The organism is Clostridium sp. (genome assembly GCF_050717515.1).
GTDB lineage: Bacteria > Bacillota > Clostridia > Clostridiales > Clostridiaceae > Clostridium_AD.
Genome location: NZ_JBOITL010000002.1, coordinates 1 through 17,415, shown reverse-complemented (window position 1 = coordinate 17,415; position 17,415 = coordinate 1). Strand labels below are relative to the sequence as shown.

At 30.9% G+C, this 17,415-nt stretch carries 18 protein-coding genes; 16 read left to right on the top strand and 2 right to left on the bottom strand.

Annotated elements, in window-relative coordinates; translation table 11 throughout:
* Window positions 1-179 precede the first annotated feature (179 nt).
* From ACREV6_RS00325 to ACREV6_RS00295, 7 genes are all read left to right on the top strand, one after another.
* The gene (locus tag ACREV6_RS00325) at window positions 180-2,792 is read left to right on the top strand and encodes a sigma-54-dependent transcriptional regulator (protein WP_431576058.1); all 2,613 of its coding nucleotides are present in this window, start codon (window positions 180-182) and stop codon (window positions 2,790-2,792) included.
* Window positions 2,793-3,101: 309 nt separating this feature from the next.
* Window positions 3,102-3,716 (top strand): AAA family ATPase, encoded by a 615-nt coding sequence (locus tag ACREV6_RS00320; RefSeq protein ID WP_431576057.1) that lies wholly within the window; start codon window positions 3,102-3,104, stop codon window positions 3,714-3,716.
* A 57-nt stretch (window positions 3,717-3,773) separates the two neighbouring features.
* Window positions 3,774-4,100 (top strand): PTS sugar transporter subunit IIB, encoded by a 327-nt coding sequence (locus ACREV6_RS00315; RefSeq protein ID WP_431576056.1) that lies wholly within the window; start codon window positions 3,774-3,776, stop codon window positions 4,098-4,100.
* Between the two features lie 17 nt (window positions 4,101-4,117).
* Entirely contained in the window at window positions 4,118-5,419 is a 1,302-nt protein-coding gene (locus ACREV6_RS00310) for a PTS sugar transporter subunit IIC (RefSeq protein ID WP_431576055.1), read from the top strand.
* A 31-nt stretch (window positions 5,420-5,450) separates the two neighbouring features.
* A complete protein-coding gene (locus ACREV6_RS00305) occupies window positions 5,451-5,780 on the top strand; it encodes a PTS lactose/cellobiose transporter subunit IIA (RefSeq protein WP_431576054.1) in 330 nt (109 codons plus the stop codon).
* 12 nt (window positions 5,781-5,792) lie between these two features.
* Entirely contained in the window at window positions 5,793-7,103 is a 1,311-nt protein-coding gene (locus tag ACREV6_RS00300) for a family 4 glycosyl hydrolase (protein ID WP_431576053.1), read from the top strand.
* A 407-nt stretch (window positions 7,104-7,510) separates the two neighbouring features.
* On the top strand, window positions 7,511-7,816 hold the full coding sequence (locus tag ACREV6_RS00295) for a hypothetical protein (RefSeq protein ID WP_431576052.1): 306 nt from the start codon (window positions 7,511-7,513) through the stop codon (window positions 7,814-7,816).
* A 122-nt stretch (window positions 7,817-7,938) separates the two neighbouring features.
* On the opposite strand, the gene ACREV6_RS00290 is transcribed toward ACREV6_RS00295, so the two are convergent.
* Window positions 7,939-8,079: a hypothetical protein gene (locus ACREV6_RS00290; protein WP_431576051.1), complete on the bottom strand. Its 141-nt coding sequence runs from the start codon at window positions 8,077-8,079 to the stop codon at window positions 7,939-7,941.
* A gap of 114 nt (window positions 8,080-8,193) precedes the next feature.
* On the bottom strand, window positions 8,194-8,376 hold the full coding sequence (locus ACREV6_RS00285; protein WP_431576050.1) for a hypothetical protein: 183 nt from the start codon (window positions 8,374-8,376) through the stop codon (window positions 8,194-8,196).
* Window positions 8,377-8,842: 466 nt separating this feature from the next.
* On the opposite strand from ACREV6_RS00285, the gene ACREV6_RS00280 reads away from it, so the two are divergent.
* The 9 genes from ACREV6_RS00280 to ACREV6_RS00240 all read left to right on the top strand — a co-directional run bounded on the left by ACREV6_RS00280 (window position 8,843) and on the right by ACREV6_RS00240 (window position 17,259).
* The gene (locus tag ACREV6_RS00280; protein WP_431576049.1) at window positions 8,843-9,400 is read left to right on the top strand and encodes an ORF6N domain-containing protein; all 558 of its coding nucleotides are present in this window, start codon (window positions 8,843-8,845) and stop codon (window positions 9,398-9,400) included.
* An 8-nt stretch (window positions 9,401-9,408) separates the two neighbouring features.
* Entirely contained in the window at window positions 9,409-10,869 is a 1,461-nt protein-coding gene (locus ACREV6_RS00275) for an SSO2105 N-terminal domain-containing protein (protein WP_431576048.1), read from the top strand.
* Between the two features lie 295 nt (window positions 10,870-11,164).
* A complete protein-coding gene (locus ACREV6_RS00270) occupies window positions 11,165-12,211 on the top strand; it encodes a DnaD domain-containing protein (RefSeq protein WP_431576047.1) in 1,047 nt (348 codons plus the stop codon).
* A gap of 82 nt (window positions 12,212-12,293) precedes the next feature.
* A complete protein-coding gene (locus ACREV6_RS00265; RefSeq protein WP_431576046.1) occupies window positions 12,294-12,827 on the top strand; it encodes a sigma-70 family RNA polymerase sigma factor in 534 nt (177 codons plus the stop codon).
* A 455-nt stretch (window positions 12,828-13,282) separates the two neighbouring features.
* The gene (locus ACREV6_RS00260) at window positions 13,283-13,945 is read left to right on the top strand and encodes a response regulator transcription factor (protein ID WP_431576045.1); all 663 of its coding nucleotides are present in this window, start codon (window positions 13,283-13,285) and stop codon (window positions 13,943-13,945) included.
* Between the two features lie 29 nt (window positions 13,946-13,974).
* On the top strand, window positions 13,975-15,030 hold the full coding sequence (locus ACREV6_RS00255; RefSeq protein WP_431576044.1) for a sensor histidine kinase: 1,056 nt from the start codon (window positions 13,975-13,977) through the stop codon (window positions 15,028-15,030).
* Window positions 15,031-15,064: 34 nt separating this feature from the next.
* Window positions 15,065-16,078 carry an alpha/beta fold hydrolase gene (locus ACREV6_RS00250; protein WP_431576043.1) on the top strand — a complete coding sequence of 338 codons (1,014 nt, stop codon included), beginning with the start codon at window positions 15,065-15,067 and terminating at the stop codon, window positions 16,076-16,078.
* 199 nt (window positions 16,079-16,277) lie between these two features.
* Entirely contained in the window at window positions 16,278-16,439 is a 162-nt protein-coding gene (locus tag ACREV6_RS00245) for a YvrJ family protein (protein ID WP_431576042.1), read from the top strand.
* 364 nt (window positions 16,440-16,803) lie between these two features.
* Entirely contained in the window at window positions 16,804-17,259 is a 456-nt protein-coding gene (locus tag ACREV6_RS00240; RefSeq protein ID WP_431576041.1) for a hypothetical protein, read from the top strand.
* Window positions 17,260-17,415: the final 156 nt, after the last annotated feature.

Below are 17,415 nucleotides of genomic sequence, written 5' to 3'. Positions count from 1 at the left end.
TCATTTTCTACATGCTGCAAATCAAGAACCAGTTGAGGTTATTATGTAACCATTATCTACCATCTACTCGATTTTCCTTAGTATTTAGTGTATAATTCACTTAATTTGATAAAATTAATATAAATAATTTCAATGCGTTATTAATAAATACTAAATATCTTCATAAAGGTGTGATTCTAATGAATAATAAAGAAAAAGTGTTCAATATTTTAAAACAATTATATGTGGATAATAAGAAAGGAATAACTGCAGAAGATATTGCTAATAAATTTAAAATTAACAGGTCTAATATAAGTAGTTATTTAAATCAATTGTGTAAGGATGGATTGGTAGTAAAAAATAAATCAAGACCTGTATATTTTATTCCAATAGATAAAAATAATTTTATTAAAGGTGACAGCACTTTTAAAGAAACAAGTTTTTCAACACTAATTGGTAAGAATCATAGCTTGAAAAATGTTGTTGAGAAGGCTAAAGCATCAATATTATATCCACCCTATGGTCTACATTCCATAGTTTATGGTGAAACTGGTGTAGGTAAAAGTATGTTGGCAAAATATATGTATGAGTTTTCAATAGAAGCTGGTACACGAAAAAAAGGTTCTCCTTTTATTACATTTAATTGTGCTGATTATGCAAATAATCCTCAGCTTTTAATGGGTCATATTTTTGGCGCTGAAAAAGGAGCATATACAGGAGCACAAAGTTCTAAGATAGGAATATTAGAAGGTGCAGATGGTGGCATTTTATTTTTAGATGAAATACATAGATTGCCTCCAGAAGGACAAGAAATGCTATTTACCTTTATAGATAAGGGTACATTTAAAAGAATGGGACAATCTACTATTGAAATAAAATCAGAAGTATTAATAATAGGAGCAACTACTAAAAATCCGGAATCTACTCTTTTGGATACATTTAACAGAAGAATTCCAATGACTATTGAAATTCCACCACTTAGGGATAGAAGCCTTGTTGAAAGGATAGAGTTGGTTAAACATTTCTTTAAATCTGAAGCTAAAAAGATTAATAAACCTATAAAAATACATACACAAATAATGAAATCCTTATTACTTTACGAATGTAAAAATAATGTAGGGCAGTTACAGAGTGATATTAAACTTTCTGTGGCAAATTCATATCTGAATTTCATTAGAAATGATGGTGAAATGTTGGACGTCCATTTAAGTCATTTTAATCAATCTTTAAACGAAAGAAAAAATAGTTCTAGAGGGAAAACCTATGAAGTAGAAATTTTGGTGCCCAAAGATATGGATTACTATGTTTTTTATCCTTCTGGGAAAGAAGAAAATTTTACTTTCAAGGAAGTAAAGAATGAATGTAATGATGAAGGAAGGAGTGAATTATCACTGATACGGGAGGGCATAAGAAATAACTTGCTTATTGAAAATCTTTTCATGGACACAAAGTTTTTCAAACTTTGTGAAAATATAAAGCAGATAATAGAAAGTGAGTTAGCTAGGGTATTAAGTGAAGGTAAATTCTATTCAATGGCAATATATATTTATTCAGTTATAGACAATAATTCTTATAAAAACAAAAGAAATAAACCAGATATAAATGAAGTAAGGCAAAAGAATAAAGAAGAGTTTAAGGTAGCACTAAAGATTATTAATGTAATTGAAAGTGAATATAGTGTATTTTTACCCATAGAAGATGCGGCAGATATTACATTGTTTATTGCGAAGAAGCAGGAGGAAGAAGAAGAAAAGTGTTTTACGAATAATGTTGCTGTTATTGTAGCAATGCATGGTGATAGTACAGCATCCAGTATGGTTAAAGCAGTGAAGGATATCTTAGGACAAGGCAATATTTACTATTTTGATATGAAATTAGATAAAAGCTATAATGAAGTTGTTGATGAATTTAGTGAAACAATAAAAACCATCAATGTTAAGGATAGCATATTATTATTTACTGATATGGGTTCACTGAATTCTTTTGAAAGCATAATTAAAAAAAATCTATGTGTACAGGTGAAAACTATACCTATGGTTACAACACTAATGGTTCTGGAGGCACTGCAAAAAATAAATATAGGATTTTCTCTTATAGAAGTTTATAACTCAGTAAATGATATGATAAATTATAATTTTAACAGTAAGATTGATGCTACTAACAATAAAAGGGACAGTATAATAATTATTGGTTATTGCATAAATGATGGAGTAGACAAAGAAAGTAAAAAAAATATTAAAAGAAATTTAAGTGGGTATATTAAAAATATTGAGATATTGCTTCTTCCATATGAAGATGAGCAAGACTTTGGTGATACTTTTAATAAACTTATACATGGTAATAATATTATTGCACTGATAAATGATTTTTCACTTGAAATAAAAGGAATTGAATATATTGAAAAAAACACATTGGGAAGTGAAGAAACCATTGTTAGATTAAAAAACCTAATTAAAATTAACCAATCATACTATGATATAATTGAGGGTTTAAAAAGTTCATTAAAGTATACAAATTATTTAAACATCTTTGAGGATATAAAAACAACTATAGATTCTATATTAGTAGTACTAAGGAGAAATAAAGAGTACGACACAATCATAGGTCTCGCAATGCATCTTGCTTTTATGACGGATACATTAGTAGGCAAGACTAGGAAAAGTGAAAAATTTGATGATGAAAAGCTAGGAAAACATAAAGATAAACTCCAGTTGATAAAAAAAGAGATGATTATGTTAGAAAGAAAATATAACATAATCATTGATGATAATGAATGCTATGGGCTACTTTGTATTTTATACGATGATTTATAAGTAATAGAAGATATAGGCTTATTTCTCTGAATAAAACCTCCTAAGTTATGATTTTTAATTCAAACTTAGGAGGTTTTTAATTTTATATACTTAGTAAAATGTGTTTAAACAGATAGTGGATTATATTAAACACATATATTTGTGTTTAAATTCACCTTATAGTTGTTTGACTATTGGCTCTAGATGGTAGTTTTAAATGCTGATACTATTTTGGCATAACAATTGCTATGTATATTATTAGAAAGTGCAGCTAATGAAAATATGATTTTAGCTTTTAAATTTAAAATATCATAAAGGGGTGTTAAGATTATGGAAAATAAATTTATACAAGATCCATGGGCAAGAATTAAAACACGAAATGGATTAAATGCAGATGAAGCAATTTCGGCTTTGCAAAAATCAATTAGACGTGGTTTAGTTGAACAGGCATGTGAGTTTGCCTATGAGCTTTATATAACGTCTCCACAGATGGAAGAAAAGTTATGGAGAAGACTTATTACTATTTCTGTAGAAGATATAGGAATGGGAAACCCTAATGCAGCAATTTTACTAAATAGCTTAAATCAAATGCGTAAAGAATTTTCTTATACAGATGGAGACCGTCCAATATATTTTATTCATGCTATACGTTATCTATGTCAAGGTGAAAAAGATCGTTCCAGCGATTTATTGAAAAATATTGTAATTAAGGGTTTTGCCATGGGATATGTTCCTGAAATTCCAGACATTGCTTTAGATAAGCATACTGTGAGAGGAGCAGCTATGGGACGTGGTTCCCTACATTTTTTAAATGAAGCAAGTATTGTAGTTCCACAGAAAAAGGTTGATAACGACTATAAAGAACGTTATGAAATCATTTTAAATAAATACGATAAGGACAAAATTGTGGATTCCGCTTTTAAGTATGATCCATGGCAATATTAAGGCTAAGAATAATTCATATACTATATTAATCTTTATAATACGGAGGGAGTAACTGATATGAATATACTTTTATTATGTGCAAATGGTGCATCCACAGGAGTATTAGTAGAAAAAATGAAGGATTTTATAAAGGGACATGAAAAACTAAAGACAAAAGAAATAAATATACAAGCAACCTCCTGCGAAAACTTACAAAAATATCTTAAACATAATGATGTAGATGTGGCACTTATAGGACCACAAATTAGGTTTAAAGAAGAAGAAATAGCAGATACCTGCATGCCATATTCTATAAAAGTCGCAGTAATAAATACACAAGATTATGGAAGAATGAATGCACCCGCTGTTTTAAAAATGGCAATAGAGTTATTTAAAAGTAAATAATGAGGGGGAAAGGCAGTATGGATAATAAGAATATTAGATTCCAGGAAACTCTAAAAAAATATTTGGTGCCAATAGCGGAAAAGATAGATAAACAAGTTCATCTTCAAGCTGTTAAGGAAGGAATGATGAGCATAGTTCCAATAATAATTGTTGGATCTTTATGTCTTTTATCAATAGCACTAAAAAACATGTTACCGAGTGGAGCTGCAAAAGATTTTATAGGTAACAATTTAAGTTCATTTATGTTACCTTTTAACTTTACTATGGGAATAATTTCATTATATTCAGCCTTTTTTATAGCTCAGTCTTTAGCAAGAAAATACGATTTGAATTCCATTGAGGTTGCTATGACAGCGGTAATTGTACAATTTATATTATGTGCTGAAGTGGTTGATGGAGGTATTAAAACAGGATATCTAGATGCACAGGGATTGTTTGTAAGTATATTTGTAGCATTATTAGTAGTAGAAATTACAAGATTCATGAATAAAAAAGGGTTAGTATTTAAATTGCCAAAGGAAGTACCCAATATTGTAATCAAAAGTTTTAATAATCTAATGCCTATGATAGTTTGTATAATACTATTTACTGGATTATCAGTGTTAGTTAATAATACAATGGGACAACCAGTTCCTAAATTAATAATGACTATTCTTGCACCTGCAATAAACAGTTTAGATAGTGTTGCAGCTGTAATAATAATTATATTAGTTACTCAATTATTATGGTTCTTTGGATTACATGGACCAGCAATAACTTCAAGTATATGGATGCCAATAGCCGCAAAGTACATTGCAGAAAACTCAAGTAGTATAGCGGCTGGTCAATTACCAACACACATTTTCACCATTGGTTTTTATTACAGCTTTTTACAAGTATCAGGTTCAGGCATAACCTTAGGTTTAGTTATACTTATGATGTTTAGTAAATCTAAGAGTTTGAAAAGTATGGGTAAGGTTTCAATTGTGCCATCACTATTTGGAATAAATGAACCTGTTATTTTTGGAACACCACTAGTCATGAATCCATATATGTTTATACCTTTCGTATTTGGACCAGTATTGGTAGGGGCAATTGATTTTCAGATATTTGCTTCTGGATTAATACATAAGCCTATGTTAGAACCACCAGGATTTATGCCACCAGGAGTAGGAGCATTTTTGCTTACTTTAGATTGGAAAGCTGTTGTATTATGTTTAGGCAGTATAGTTTTCATGACTTTAATTTACTATCCATTCTTTAAGACAATGGAGAGAGAAGAGATAAAAAAAGAAAATGAAAATATTGAACAATTAAACGATGAGAGTTTCGATTTTTAAAATTCAAAGGTGATTAGGAGGAGAAAAGGATATGACTAATAAAAAATTGGAAGAACAAGTATTTGAAATAATATCACAAGCAGGGGATGCAAAAAGTGATGTAATGTATGCATTAAAAAAAGTAAAAAGGGGTAATTATGATTCTGCTAGAGAATTACTTAAAGAAGCCTCAGGTAAAATTCGAAATGCATCAGAAATGCATATTAAAATTTTATCTTCATTTATGAAAAATGAAGACCTATCAGTATCTTTTCTATTGGTACATGCTGAGGATCATTTTTCCAATGCATCCTTTGCTCATTCTCTAGGTAGTGAGTTAATAGATATATTTGAAGTAATAGATAAAAGAAAAGAGTTATAAAGGAGGCAAATTATGAAAAAGTATAACGTTACCATCATTGGAGCTGGAAGTGGATATACTCCTGGTGTTGTAAATAGTTTGTTGGAAAAAAGAGACAAGTTACCCTTGAATAGAATAACACTTATAGACAATGATTTAGAAAGACTTCACATTGTAGGAGACTTTATGGAGATTTTAGTAAAAGAACGAGCACCAGAAGTAGAAGTAGTATTAACAACAGACAGAAGGACAGCCTTTCAAGGCATGGACTTTCTGCTAGCACAAATTCGTTCAGGATGTTTAAAAATGAGAAGCATTGATGAAAAAATTCCTATGAAATATGGCATTGTGGGACAAGAAACCTGTGGCCCTGGAGGATTTGCATTTGCTATGCGAGAAATACCAGAAATGGTTTCAATAGCAAAGGATGTGGTAAAATATGCTCCAAATGCATGGATAATAAACTATAGCAATCCTACGGCTATTGTTGCGGGTGCACTAAGGAAAGAGGTTCCAGAGGTGAAAAATATTTGCATCTGTGATGTACCACCATGGCAGCAAAAGGACATGGCACATATGTTAGGTGGCAAGCCAGAGGAGTTTCAATTCACTTATTTTGGATTAAATCACTTGGGATGGTTTACTCATATGTATGATAAACATGGAAGGGATAGATTGCCTGAACTTATCAATATGATAAAAGAAACAGGATTAAAAGCAGCTGAATATACTGATCCTTATTGGAAGAAGACAGCTGAGAGGTTAAAGCAATTTGTTGGACACTTTGATGATGCATTGCCTACTAGCTACTTACAATATTACTATTATGCAGATGAAATGTTTGCAGAAGAAGATGCAAGTTATACGAGGGCAGATTATTGTATAGATCACAGAGAAAAAGAAACCTTTGATTTATGTAGAGATGGGGTAAAAAAAGGCACTGCCAAAGGAAATGATCTTTGCGACACAATTCATGGAGATTTTATTATTAATATTGCTACAGCAATAGCTAATAATACAAATGAAAAATTTATAATTAATGTTCCAAATCACGGGGTTATTTCTAATTTTTCCAGTGATTCAATAGTGGAATGTACTGCAATAGTAAATGCTACAGGCTATGAGCCCATTTCAATTGGAGAAATTCCAATCTTCCAGAAGGGGTTAATGGAAGTTGTAAATGCATATGAAAAACTCACAGTGGATGCGGCTATAGAGGGTTCATACCAAAAAGCATTGAAGGCATTAACATTAAACCCAATTGTACCTTCAGTTCATATTGCAAAGAAAATACTGGATGATTATATAGAAGTAAATAAAGGCTATTTCCCGGAATTAAAATGAGATATCTGCGATTATAAATTCAACAAAAATTGGTAGCAAACATAAATCTGAACTGACCCCAGTCAAGTAGACAGGGGTAATAATAAAAATTACTTAAGCGGCTAAAGTCCTAAATTTCGTAGGACTAAGGCCGTTTACTCTTTTTGTAAGCGCTATCTCATATAGTTAAAAATAGGGGCTGTCATTAGAGATTATAACATTTAAAAAGGAATGCCATTAACTTTATTATGTTTTAAAAAGTAACAAAAACTGTTCCAGTTTATGTAAAGGGTCTGAACCCTTACATAAGTGAAACCAACTGTATATGTTGCTAAAAAATATGTCGTAATTTAAATTAACAAAACTGAGTTGCCTTGTGGTATAATTAGGAAAAATTTGTCTTGTAAAAAGAGTAATATGGGGGAGTTATGAATTTAATGAGAATTCACTTTAAAAAACTTGCTTTTCTTTTGCTTGTTATAGGCGGCATATTATTAATATTAAACAGCATTAATCTAGGTATTTATTTTGGTGAAAAAAGAGAACAAAAGCTCTCTATGAAGGTACAAGAAATGTCAAAGGACTTACCGGTTGGAACAAGCGTGTCTCTTGATACAGATGTAGTAATGTTGGTTAAGGACAAAAATATTAGTAAGTTTCAAATATTAGGAGGTGTCATTACCATGCTAGGTGGCATAGGATTGATAATAAGTTTTAAAGATAACACTATATAGTCATAACATTCATATTAGACGTCACAAACAATAAAAGTTTGTGGCGTTTTTACTTGTGACGATTATAAAATATCCAGGATATTTATCTTTAGTATAGTAGTATTCGGATGCATTGTCTTTTGTTAGATTAAGATCCAACAGCTTTTAATATCTTCCATTCGCTGAATTGGAGTTTTTGCCTTAACATAATTATTTTTATTATCAAATATTGTAAATCTATCTGCGTCTTCTTGATTTAAAAATCCATAGTATTTAGAATCCATTTCAAAGCATAGAACAAATACTTAGGTTATCGGTAATAAGTACAGCTTCTATCATTTACATCTCGTCCTACTTCTAGAATTGCACTATATTTCTTATTTCTTTTTCTTATATAACTACTTGCTATGAGCATCGTCTTCCTGTGGCTGTATATAAGTATAGGATATATCATTATCAATAGATTTTGGGCTAGTAATTTCATTTTTGCTTAGTACACCGATATGATTATAGTTCAAATTATTGCAGTATATAACCTTATTGTTGATCTCTACCTTAATTATTCCTTCTAGTTTATACATTTTCATCTCCCCCAAACTATATAATAATTGCCATAAAAAGAACGTATGTTCTAACTAATTATAAACGGATATAGTAAAATTTTCAAGAATTAAATTAAAATTGAAAAAATAAAAAAATACAATATTTAATATAAATTAGTTAATTATGAGGAAATATTATACAAGAAATATAAGATTTTAAAATAAAAGTTACCAATGACACAAAAATTATTGAATAATCTATTGACTTGTTACCATATGGATAATATAATTAAGTTACCAATTGGAAAAATATGTTTTCGTAAGATGGTGAGTTAGTGACTAACTATTATATCTTATTATTTTGTGGATAAAAAATATAAAGATACTGGTAACTTAAGGATTATAGAAACTGAGGTGAATAGATGGCAGTTCAACTAAAATTGAAAAACATAGCCATTAAGTGATATTTTGATTCAATAATTCTAGTGATAGGGGGGAATATTAAGTGAATTTATTAAAAGTCGAACACAAAAATCAAAGGGTACTGACTACGGAACAATTAGCTTTAGGATATGGTGCTAGCGAAAGAAATATTAATGATAATTTTAATAATCATAAGGACAGATTCATTGAAGGCAAACACTATTTTTTGTTGCAGGGAGATAAACTTAGATGCTTTAAGAACTATACCGATAATATCGGTGTAGTTGGTAAGCGTGCTCCGTCACTGTATCTTTGGACAGAAAGAGGAGCATTAAGACATGCGAAAATACTTGATACAGATAAGGCATGGGAAGTTTATGAGATGCTAGAAGAAACATATTATAGAGAAGCAATTGAAATTAACCCAGGGGCAGAGTGGAGGAAGAAAACTAACTTAATAATATCTAAGATATGCAGAGGGCTGAATAATTATAGAACTCCTAAAGATGATATATACAATGCACTGGAGGAAAGGGCTAAATGCAAGCTTAAAACAAGACTTAATAATCTGAAAGTAAGAGCATTAGGTCAAGGAATGCATGCTTACTTTATAATCCAAGTATTGAACATTTTCAAATAATTGTTAATATGATGGAACATTTTTGCCCAGCAAAACATTATGCATATAAACGTCTTGAAGAAAATAGGTTTAATGCAGAATTTAAGATTCATAATTTAGATAACATTATATCTAAAAAATATAAATTAAATTCAAGACAATCTAAAGATGCTATAGAACAAGCTAGGCAAACTCTGATTTCACAAGAAAAATTATTAGAATTGAACATCACAGAATATGAAGGTAAGGTAGAAGCTATTCTCAAAAAATTTGATAAAGGCGTTAAAGCAGATAAAAGACAAGGGCTCATCTCTAAACTAGATAAACGACTAAGAAAGCTTTGTACTTACTTGAATTATAAAAGAAATAACACATTACCAAAAGTTATATTTGGAAGCAAGGATAATTTTTATAGCCGTTGCAAAGGTAAAATATCTAAAGAAGAATATCAGCTTAGACGAAATAATCACTTTGTTTCTCGTGGGGACAAAACAAAAAAAGGTAATCCTAATCTTAGAATTGTTATTAAAAATGGAGAATCTTTTCTTGAAATAACAACGCTAGAATGTACTGTTAAAGAACCTAGATTAAAAACTGATGGAACGTATACAAAGTTAAAACCAATTTATAAAAAGATTTTAACTCCCATATATATACCACAAAAATTATCTGTGAAAACTGGTAAAATAAATGGATTTGATTATAAGTCTGCACTATTAACTCAAGTAGCTAAGGAAGAACCTTATCAAGTTGAATTGCTACTTAAAGAAGGTAAAATATACGCACATGTTACTTTTAATTTAGCTAAAACCGATTTAATTTGTACTGGGCATAGCTTTACTATAGGAATTGATACTAATCCAGATGGGTTGGCGTTAACTATGATAGATAATAAGGGCAATTATAAATGGCATCATTATTTGAAAAACTCAGAACTTTTGACAGCAAGTGGTAATAGAAGAACTAATTTATGTGGTGAGTTAGTTAAAGAGGCAATTTTAACAGCACAAACATATTGCTGCGCAATAGCTGTAGAGGATTTAAAATTTATTAAAGATAGAGATGTTCATTCTAAAATAGCTAGAAAAACAGCACAATTTTGTTACAGAGTTTTGCTCAGCACATTAGAATCTGCTTGTTACAAAAATGGAGTTGAATTTATTAAAGTTGAACCACAGTATACAAGTAAGATAGGTTTGTATAAGTATTGTCATCAATTTGGTATGGATGTTCACAATGGTGCTGCTATGGTTATAGCGAGAAGAAGTTATGGATTTAAAGAAAAAGTGCCTAAATTATATAGAAACCTATTTAAACCAATACCAATTATTAAAAAAGAAGAGCTGATTTACGAAAATATTAATTATTCTAATGAATGGAGTAATTGGTCTAATGTTTCAAAAAGAATGAAAATGATTTTGCAAAAGGATTGTTATCCAAGATTCTTTATAGAGAATCGTAAGAATATAAAAGATATGATTCTAGCTTGATACAATTTTATGTTTAAACTAGAACCTTGCACAAGTACACGTAGAGAAAGGCTTGTGCAAGTTACTAAGCTGGGCTTACTGCCCCAATTTTGCTGAACTTTAATTTTATCAAAGTTAAAGGCACGCTGGAATTGCTTAAGTTTCTTCGGAAATTTAGGAGCTGAGCAAAAACCTGTAAAAAGCTCGCATCTATCTTCAAAAATTAAATTTATTTTAATGAAAGGAGAAGGTGTCTAAATCTAGAATATTCTGACTTGTTCAGATTTGTTTAGATTTAGGAAACCAGGGTTAAACAATGGCTAAATATAGACAGCTATATACTGAGTTCTGGAGTGATGGGTTTGTAATGGATTTGACGCCTGAAGAAAAGTTTTTCTATCTTTATTTAATGACTAATTCGAAAACCAGCCAGTGTGGCATTTATGAACTTCCAAAACAAATCATAGTTACTGAAACTGGATATAATAGAGAAACTATAGACAAGCTTCTTACTAGGTTCTCTGAGTACGGTAAGATAATTTATTGTGATGAAACAAAAGAAATCATAATTTTAAACTGGATAAAATTTAATGAGCCAAACAACATCAATGCAATTAAATGTGTAAATAAAGAATTAAGTAAAGTAAAAAAATCTAAGTTCATAGAGATACTTTATCAGCAGTGCATAGTGCATGAGTTAGAGGTGGAGAAAATATTTGAGGGACTTTATAGGGGCGTGCAAGGGGCTACTACGGATACTCTAAATGTTAAATCAGTATGTGATGAAATATCATGTGATAATCAGAAACATGAGGAAAATCAATCATTTCAACCGATGCAGAGTAGTGAGGAAAGGTGCTATGAAGGGGCTTATAAGGGACTACCAAGTAATAGAGTAATAAGTAATAAAGAAGAAATAATAAGTAATAAGCAAAAAGAAATAAATAATAAAGAAGAAGTAGTAAGTACTAAAAATAATTGTACGCCAGACATTAAAAGTGTAATTGTGGTTTTTGAAAAAAATATTCATCCAATGACACCCCTAGAACATAAAAAGTTAATGGACTTTACACGTGATGTAAACTGCGAAGTTATTATAATGGCAATTGAAGAGGCCGTAAATTATAACGCTAGAACTATTAAGTATATAACTAAGATATTGGATAGTTGGATAAGCAGAGGCATTAAAACTGCGGATGGTGTACGCAATTACCAAAGGGAATGGGATAATAAAAAGAACTCATCTTCAAATAGAAATATAAAAAAGGGTACTTTCTGTGATTATGACCAAAGGCAATATGACTTTGATGAGCTTGAGAAGAAGCTACTCGGGTGGAGCCTACCGGAGCAGGAAGGTGATTAACTAATTTAATTATTATTATTATTATTATTATTATTATTATTATAAAAAGTAAATTTACAGTATAGAAAGGGTGGTGTATATTATGGAAGAGTTAGTTAGAAAAGCTAAAACTGGAGATGAAGAAGCTGTAGGTGAGGTTATAAATAAGTATAAATATTTGATTTTAAAAGAAGCTTCAAAATACCACATACCAAGCTATGAGTTTGAGGACCTAGTGCAGCAAGGGTATCTTTCTGTTATAAAAGCCATTAGTATGTACAAGCTAGGTAGCAACAGTTTTAGTGGATACTGCATAAATTCTATTAAAACTAATTTCAAAGCTCTTTTAAAGGGAAAGGTAAAACACTATAGGGAGGTTCCGAATGCGGAGCCTATAAGCATAAATACAGCTACAGAATATAGTTTTACATTAGAGGATGAAGTGATAGCTTATGATGAAGTTAAGAGGCTCTATGCTGCCTTAGAGAAATTAGATCCAGTTGAAAGGGACGTTGTGGAGAGATTCTACCTTCTTTCAGATAGCCTTTCAGAAATAGCCTGTGATGGTGATAATAGTTATTCTCACTATAGAATGATTAAAGATAAGGCTTTAAAAAAGCTTAAAAAATATATTTGAAATCAATTTTAATTGAAAATCTTAATAAATCTATGGCGGGTTTAACCCAAGTTATATCCACCGTTATAGGAAAATCTCAAAAATAGGGGTACATGATATAGGTATTCTTATTTTTTTTATTATATTTACTAATCAAAAATGTATAAAATGTTAAATTTAGAATAAGTACTATTTTTATACTAAAATAAGGTAGAATGGTGTGGGTAATATATGATTAAAAGAAGATTAACATTGAAAAATATTTAAACCTTAACAGAATTTAGAAAAGGTTCATTAAAAACAAAGATTGTTATAGCTATTGCTACTACGGGTATAACATTTGTATTTATAGGTGGGTTAAGTAAGTGCAGATTACTCATAGCAATATGAAATCTTTATAGAATCTTTAAAAAGCTATTATAAGATGCTCTTTGAAAGGAGCGAAGGAAAAGTAACATAGGGGGGATCAAGAATGTATGGCCAAGATACTTGTTGTCGATGATGAAGAAAGAATTCTAAAATTAATAAGAAACATCCTGATTCAAGATGGTCATTCGGTTACGTCATATTTGAGGTTTGATGAGCTTGAAGAGGATGAACTTCCGTTGTTTAGTATGATTTTGCTGGATGTAATGATGCCTGGAATAGATGGCTTTGAGGCTTGTAGGAGAATTCGTGATAAGGTGGATTGTCCAATTCTGTTTATTACTGCCAAGACAGAGGAAGAAGACACAGTATATGGATTTGGGCTAGGTGCAGATGACTATATCAAAAAGCCGTTTGGTATGGAAGAACTCAAAGCAAGGGTAAACGCCCATTTAAGAAGAGAAAGTCGTGAGCATCGTGTAGTGCTGCAATTAGGAGATATTCAGTTTGATTTACAGGGGATGACTCTAATGGTCAGAAATGGCAGTATAAATCTGACGAAGGGTGAATACCAGATATGCGAATTTCTTGCAAGATACAGAGGACAGGTGTTTTCGAGAGAGCAGATCTATGAAGCTGTATTCGGATATGATGGAGAGAGTAATGACAATACAATTGCAACTCATGTCATGAATATTAGAAGTAAGTTAGATGATGCAGGAGTTTCGCCAATTCTGACAGTTTGGGGAATTGGATATAAATGGGAATTGTAAAGAGAAGAAAGAGACAACAGACAACGTTTATGGCTATTGTAATGAAAGCAGTGTATAGTATTGGATTTGGTATTTTGGCACTAACACTAGGCATAATTATATTTCTGTCTGTAGTTGCGCATAGACAGCCTTTTGCAAGTGATGTATTTGTTATTATTGAGTTAGTAATTGTGATTGGATTCATCTGCATTGTAATAGCTCTCATATTTTTAATTGCATTTTTGACATCTAAGAAATTAAGACAAAGAGGTCAATCAATATTAGAGGCAACAGAAAAAATAAAGGCTCATGATTTAGAGTTTGATATCAACTTAAGTGGTGTTAAAGAAATTGATCAGGTGCTAGATAGCATAGATGAAATGCGATTGGCTTTGAAGGATGCATTGAAAACGCAGTGGCGATTAGAACAAAATCGTAAAGATCAGATTTCGGCTCTTGCACATGATATTAAGACACCAATTACAGTCTTGAAAGGCAACATTGATTTACTACAGGTTAGTAATATAGACAATGCTAGTAAAGAGTATGTTGAAGATGCCAAGGTTAGTCTGAAACAGATAGAGCTGTATCTGACTCAGCTTGTGGAGATGACCAATGCTGATAGAGGTTATGTGGTAAATAAGCAGAAAATTAATCTTAATGAAATGCTTGATAAAACGGTTTCAGTGCTAATACGATTAGCGGATGAAAAAGAAATTACTATTTTCACTGAAAAGGCAAAAGAGGAAATTTTTATTTCAGCAGACTTAAATTTATTAGAACGAGTATTTAATAACCTGATATCGAATGCACTGGATTTTACGCCACTAAAAGGTAATATAAAGATTATTACTACTACTGAAGGCAGTAAAGCAGTTATTTGTATTACAGATTCTGGTTGCGGTTTCAGCCTAAAGGCATTAAAGCATGGAAGGGAACAATTCTACATGGATGATACTAGCAGAGGCAGAAAGAATCATCATGGTTTAGGATTATACATTGCAGATTCAATTATAAAACAACATAATGGAACAATGCGGCTTGCAAATGATGAATTGATCGGTGGAGCCAAGATAATCATTCAGATTCCCCTAAATAAAGAATAACAAATAAATTACTGATTACTTTTCCGAAAATAAGATGAAAGATAAATTTAAAAAAATATTTAGAATATTAAAGAAAGTATTGTTAGTTTTACTAGGACTTATGTTAATATTTTTGCTTGGTACTACAATTTGGAATAAGGTTGTTTGCATACAAGAGGATAAAGCATTAAGCCATGTGGGCACAAATGTGAATGTTAATGGCACAAATATTAGGGTGTCAGTTACTGGGACAGGGAATAAAACTATTGTATTGCTTAGCGGAATGGGAACAGCCAGTCCAATTATTGATTTTAATCCACTTGCTAAAAAATTAAGTAAGCAGTATAAAGTGGTAACGTTGGAATATGCAGGATATGGATTAAGTAAAGATTCAACTAAAAAACGATCGAATGAAACTATTGTAGAGGAAATAAGAGGTACATTACATCAATTGAAAATTGAACCTCCTTACATTTTAATTCCTCATTCAATTTCTGGGATATACTGCATGCAATATATGAAGACTTATCCAAAAGAAGTTGAAGCCATGATTGGTTTAGATTCGTCTGTACCAAATCAAGCAAAGTATGAAGATGACTTTTCAATTTCAAACGGATTGTATTATTTAGCAAGATTTATGGATGTAACAGGCCTTACAAGACTATCATATCTTTCAGGAAATGAGTACCTAGAGGATATGGAAGCGAGTGGTAGCTATTCTAAAGAAGATATGAAAAATAGCTCTGCTTTATTTAATAGAAAATCCATTTCGAAAGCGCAGCTTAGTGAAAATAAGCTTTTTAGAGAGAACAGCGAAATGCTTTATGATGTTAAATATCCTAATAATATACCTATATTGTTCATGTTAAGTAATAATTCGTGTAAGGTATACAAGGAGCAGGTAGCAAAAAAAGGGTTTGTAGCAACCTGGGATGGATTACATGAAGAAGTAATTTCAAATCCTGATATTCAAAAGATAGTTTATTTGAATGGGGAGCACTATTTACAATGGACACAGTCGGAAGTAATTGCTGACATGGCAGAAGATTTTTTATCCAACAAAAGATAAATGTTTACGTTAAAGTGGATTGCACTGATAATCCATAAGTCTTGGTGAAATAGCCTGTTATGGTGATAATAGTTATTCTCACCATAGAAAGAGTAAAGATAAGGCTTTAAAAAAGCTTGAAAAACATATTTAAAAACTTATAGAAAACAATTGGAATAAGCATATATATTATACATAGCGGTGAGGGAGGTGATGCGTCATGTTTGATGCATTTGTTAAGCTGGTTAATACAGTTGGCTTCCCTATAGGTGTGAGTATATATTTGCTGGTTAGATTTGAGAAGAAAATTGAAGATCTCAATAAATCTATCACGGATTTAACAGCAGTTATATCCACCGTTATAGGAAAATCTCAAAAATAAGGGTACCAGAGATTGGTATTCTTATTTTTTTATAAGCGCTATCTCCTATAGTTAAAAATAGGGGCTGCTATTATAGATTCGAACATTTAAAAAGGTATGCTCGTACTACTGTGTTGATTCTAAAGATAAAGATATTGTGAGATAGCTTTATGGATTTCTTTGATGTTTGTATGTAGTTGATGTATAATAATATCAATTACATAAATTCATGAAAAGGAAGTTTTAGATGGAACAGTAAGTAGAACGGCTTTTTGGGAATTGGTTAAATTTAGACACCCAACTCATCAAATAAGTTTTCATACTCCAAGAGCACTTCAATGCTTAAAATACGCTGGTCATGAATTTATTATAGGGGTTGATGATAATGCAAATAAGTAATAAGGAAAAAGATGATTTATATTATTTATGCTATGTTATTGAAACTTTAGGTAGAAATACTAAAAATAGAAGAAAAACAATTGTTGATGTGTTAGGAAGAGGCAATATTGAGTTCATATATAAAAATGCAGAGGTTATGCATTGTGAATCAATAGACTCAGTTTGTTTCGAATTTATAGAAAAATGCAATATCGAAGATGGTAATTATGATATTGAAATATATTGCAAAGAGAAACCACCAAGAGCACTATCAATAGGGAAATTATATAGTAGATTAATATTATCCTTATTAGAAGATGAAGTAGATTTAATGAATAAAACAATAGAAGTACTAAGTTCATGGTTAGTAGATGATATAACAAACTTTAATTCATCATTATATTATAGTGTTTTAGGATATCTAAAGGAATGTTATTTGAAAGGTGAAATTTTAGATTATTAGTTTATAATATTCATAAAATGTAAATTAAGGGAAGCCCAAAGTGAACTGACCCCTGTCAAGTAGACAGGCAAAATAATTAAAAAATCTAAGATGATGCGACCACATTGTTGGCCGCATTTCTTATGCAGATTGTTTTTGTTTCTTCTCTTCAAGTCT

Coding starts and splice junctions, on each gene's coding strand:
- ACREV6_RS00325 (WP_431576058.1), top strand. CDS start 180: ATGAATAATAAAGAAAAAGTGTTCAATATTTTAAAACAATTATATGTG.
- ACREV6_RS00320 (WP_431576057.1), top strand. CDS start 3,102: ATGGAAAATAAATTTATACAAGATCCATGGGCAAGAATTAAAACACGA.
- ACREV6_RS00315 (WP_431576056.1), top strand. CDS start 3,774: ATGAATATACTTTTATTATGTGCAAATGGTGCATCCACAGGAGTATTA.
- ACREV6_RS00310 (WP_431576055.1), top strand. CDS start 4,118: ATGGATAATAAGAATATTAGATTCCAGGAAACTCTAAAAAAATATTTG.
- ACREV6_RS00305 (WP_431576054.1), top strand. CDS start 5,451: ATGACTAATAAAAAATTGGAAGAACAAGTATTTGAAATAATATCACAA.
- ACREV6_RS00300 (WP_431576053.1), top strand. CDS start 5,793: ATGAAAAAGTATAACGTTACCATCATTGGAGCTGGAAGTGGATATACT.
- ACREV6_RS00295 (WP_431576052.1), top strand. CDS start 7,511: ATGAATTTAATGAGAATTCACTTTAAAAAACTTGCTTTTCTTTTGCTT.
- ACREV6_RS00290 (WP_431576051.1), bottom strand. CDS start 8,079: ATGGATTCTAAATACTATGGATTTTTAAATCAAGAAGACGCAGATAGA.
- ACREV6_RS00285 (WP_431576050.1), bottom strand. CDS start 8,376: ATGTATAAACTAGAAGGAATAATTAAGGTAGAGATCAACAATAAGGTT.
- ACREV6_RS00275 (WP_431576048.1), top strand. CDS start 9,409: ATGATGGAACATTTTTGCCCAGCAAAACATTATGCATATAAACGTCTT.
- ACREV6_RS00270 (WP_431576047.1), top strand. CDS start 11,165: ATGGCTAAATATAGACAGCTATATACTGAGTTCTGGAGTGATGGGTTT.
- ACREV6_RS00265 (WP_431576046.1), top strand. CDS start 12,294: ATGGAAGAGTTAGTTAGAAAAGCTAAAACTGGAGATGAAGAAGCTGTA.
- ACREV6_RS00260 (WP_431576045.1), top strand. CDS start 13,283: ATGGCCAAGATACTTGTTGTCGATGATGAAGAAAGAATTCTAAAATTA.
- ACREV6_RS00255 (WP_431576044.1), top strand. CDS start 13,975: ATGGCTATTGTAATGAAAGCAGTGTATAGTATTGGATTTGGTATTTTG.
- ACREV6_RS00250 (WP_431576043.1), top strand. CDS start 15,065: ATGAAAGATAAATTTAAAAAAATATTTAGAATATTAAAGAAAGTATTG.
- ACREV6_RS00245 (WP_431576042.1), top strand. CDS start 16,278: ATGTTTGATGCATTTGTTAAGCTGGTTAATACAGTTGGCTTCCCTATA.
- ACREV6_RS00240 (WP_431576041.1), top strand. CDS start 16,804: ATGCAAATAAGTAATAAGGAAAAAGATGATTTATATTATTTATGCTAT.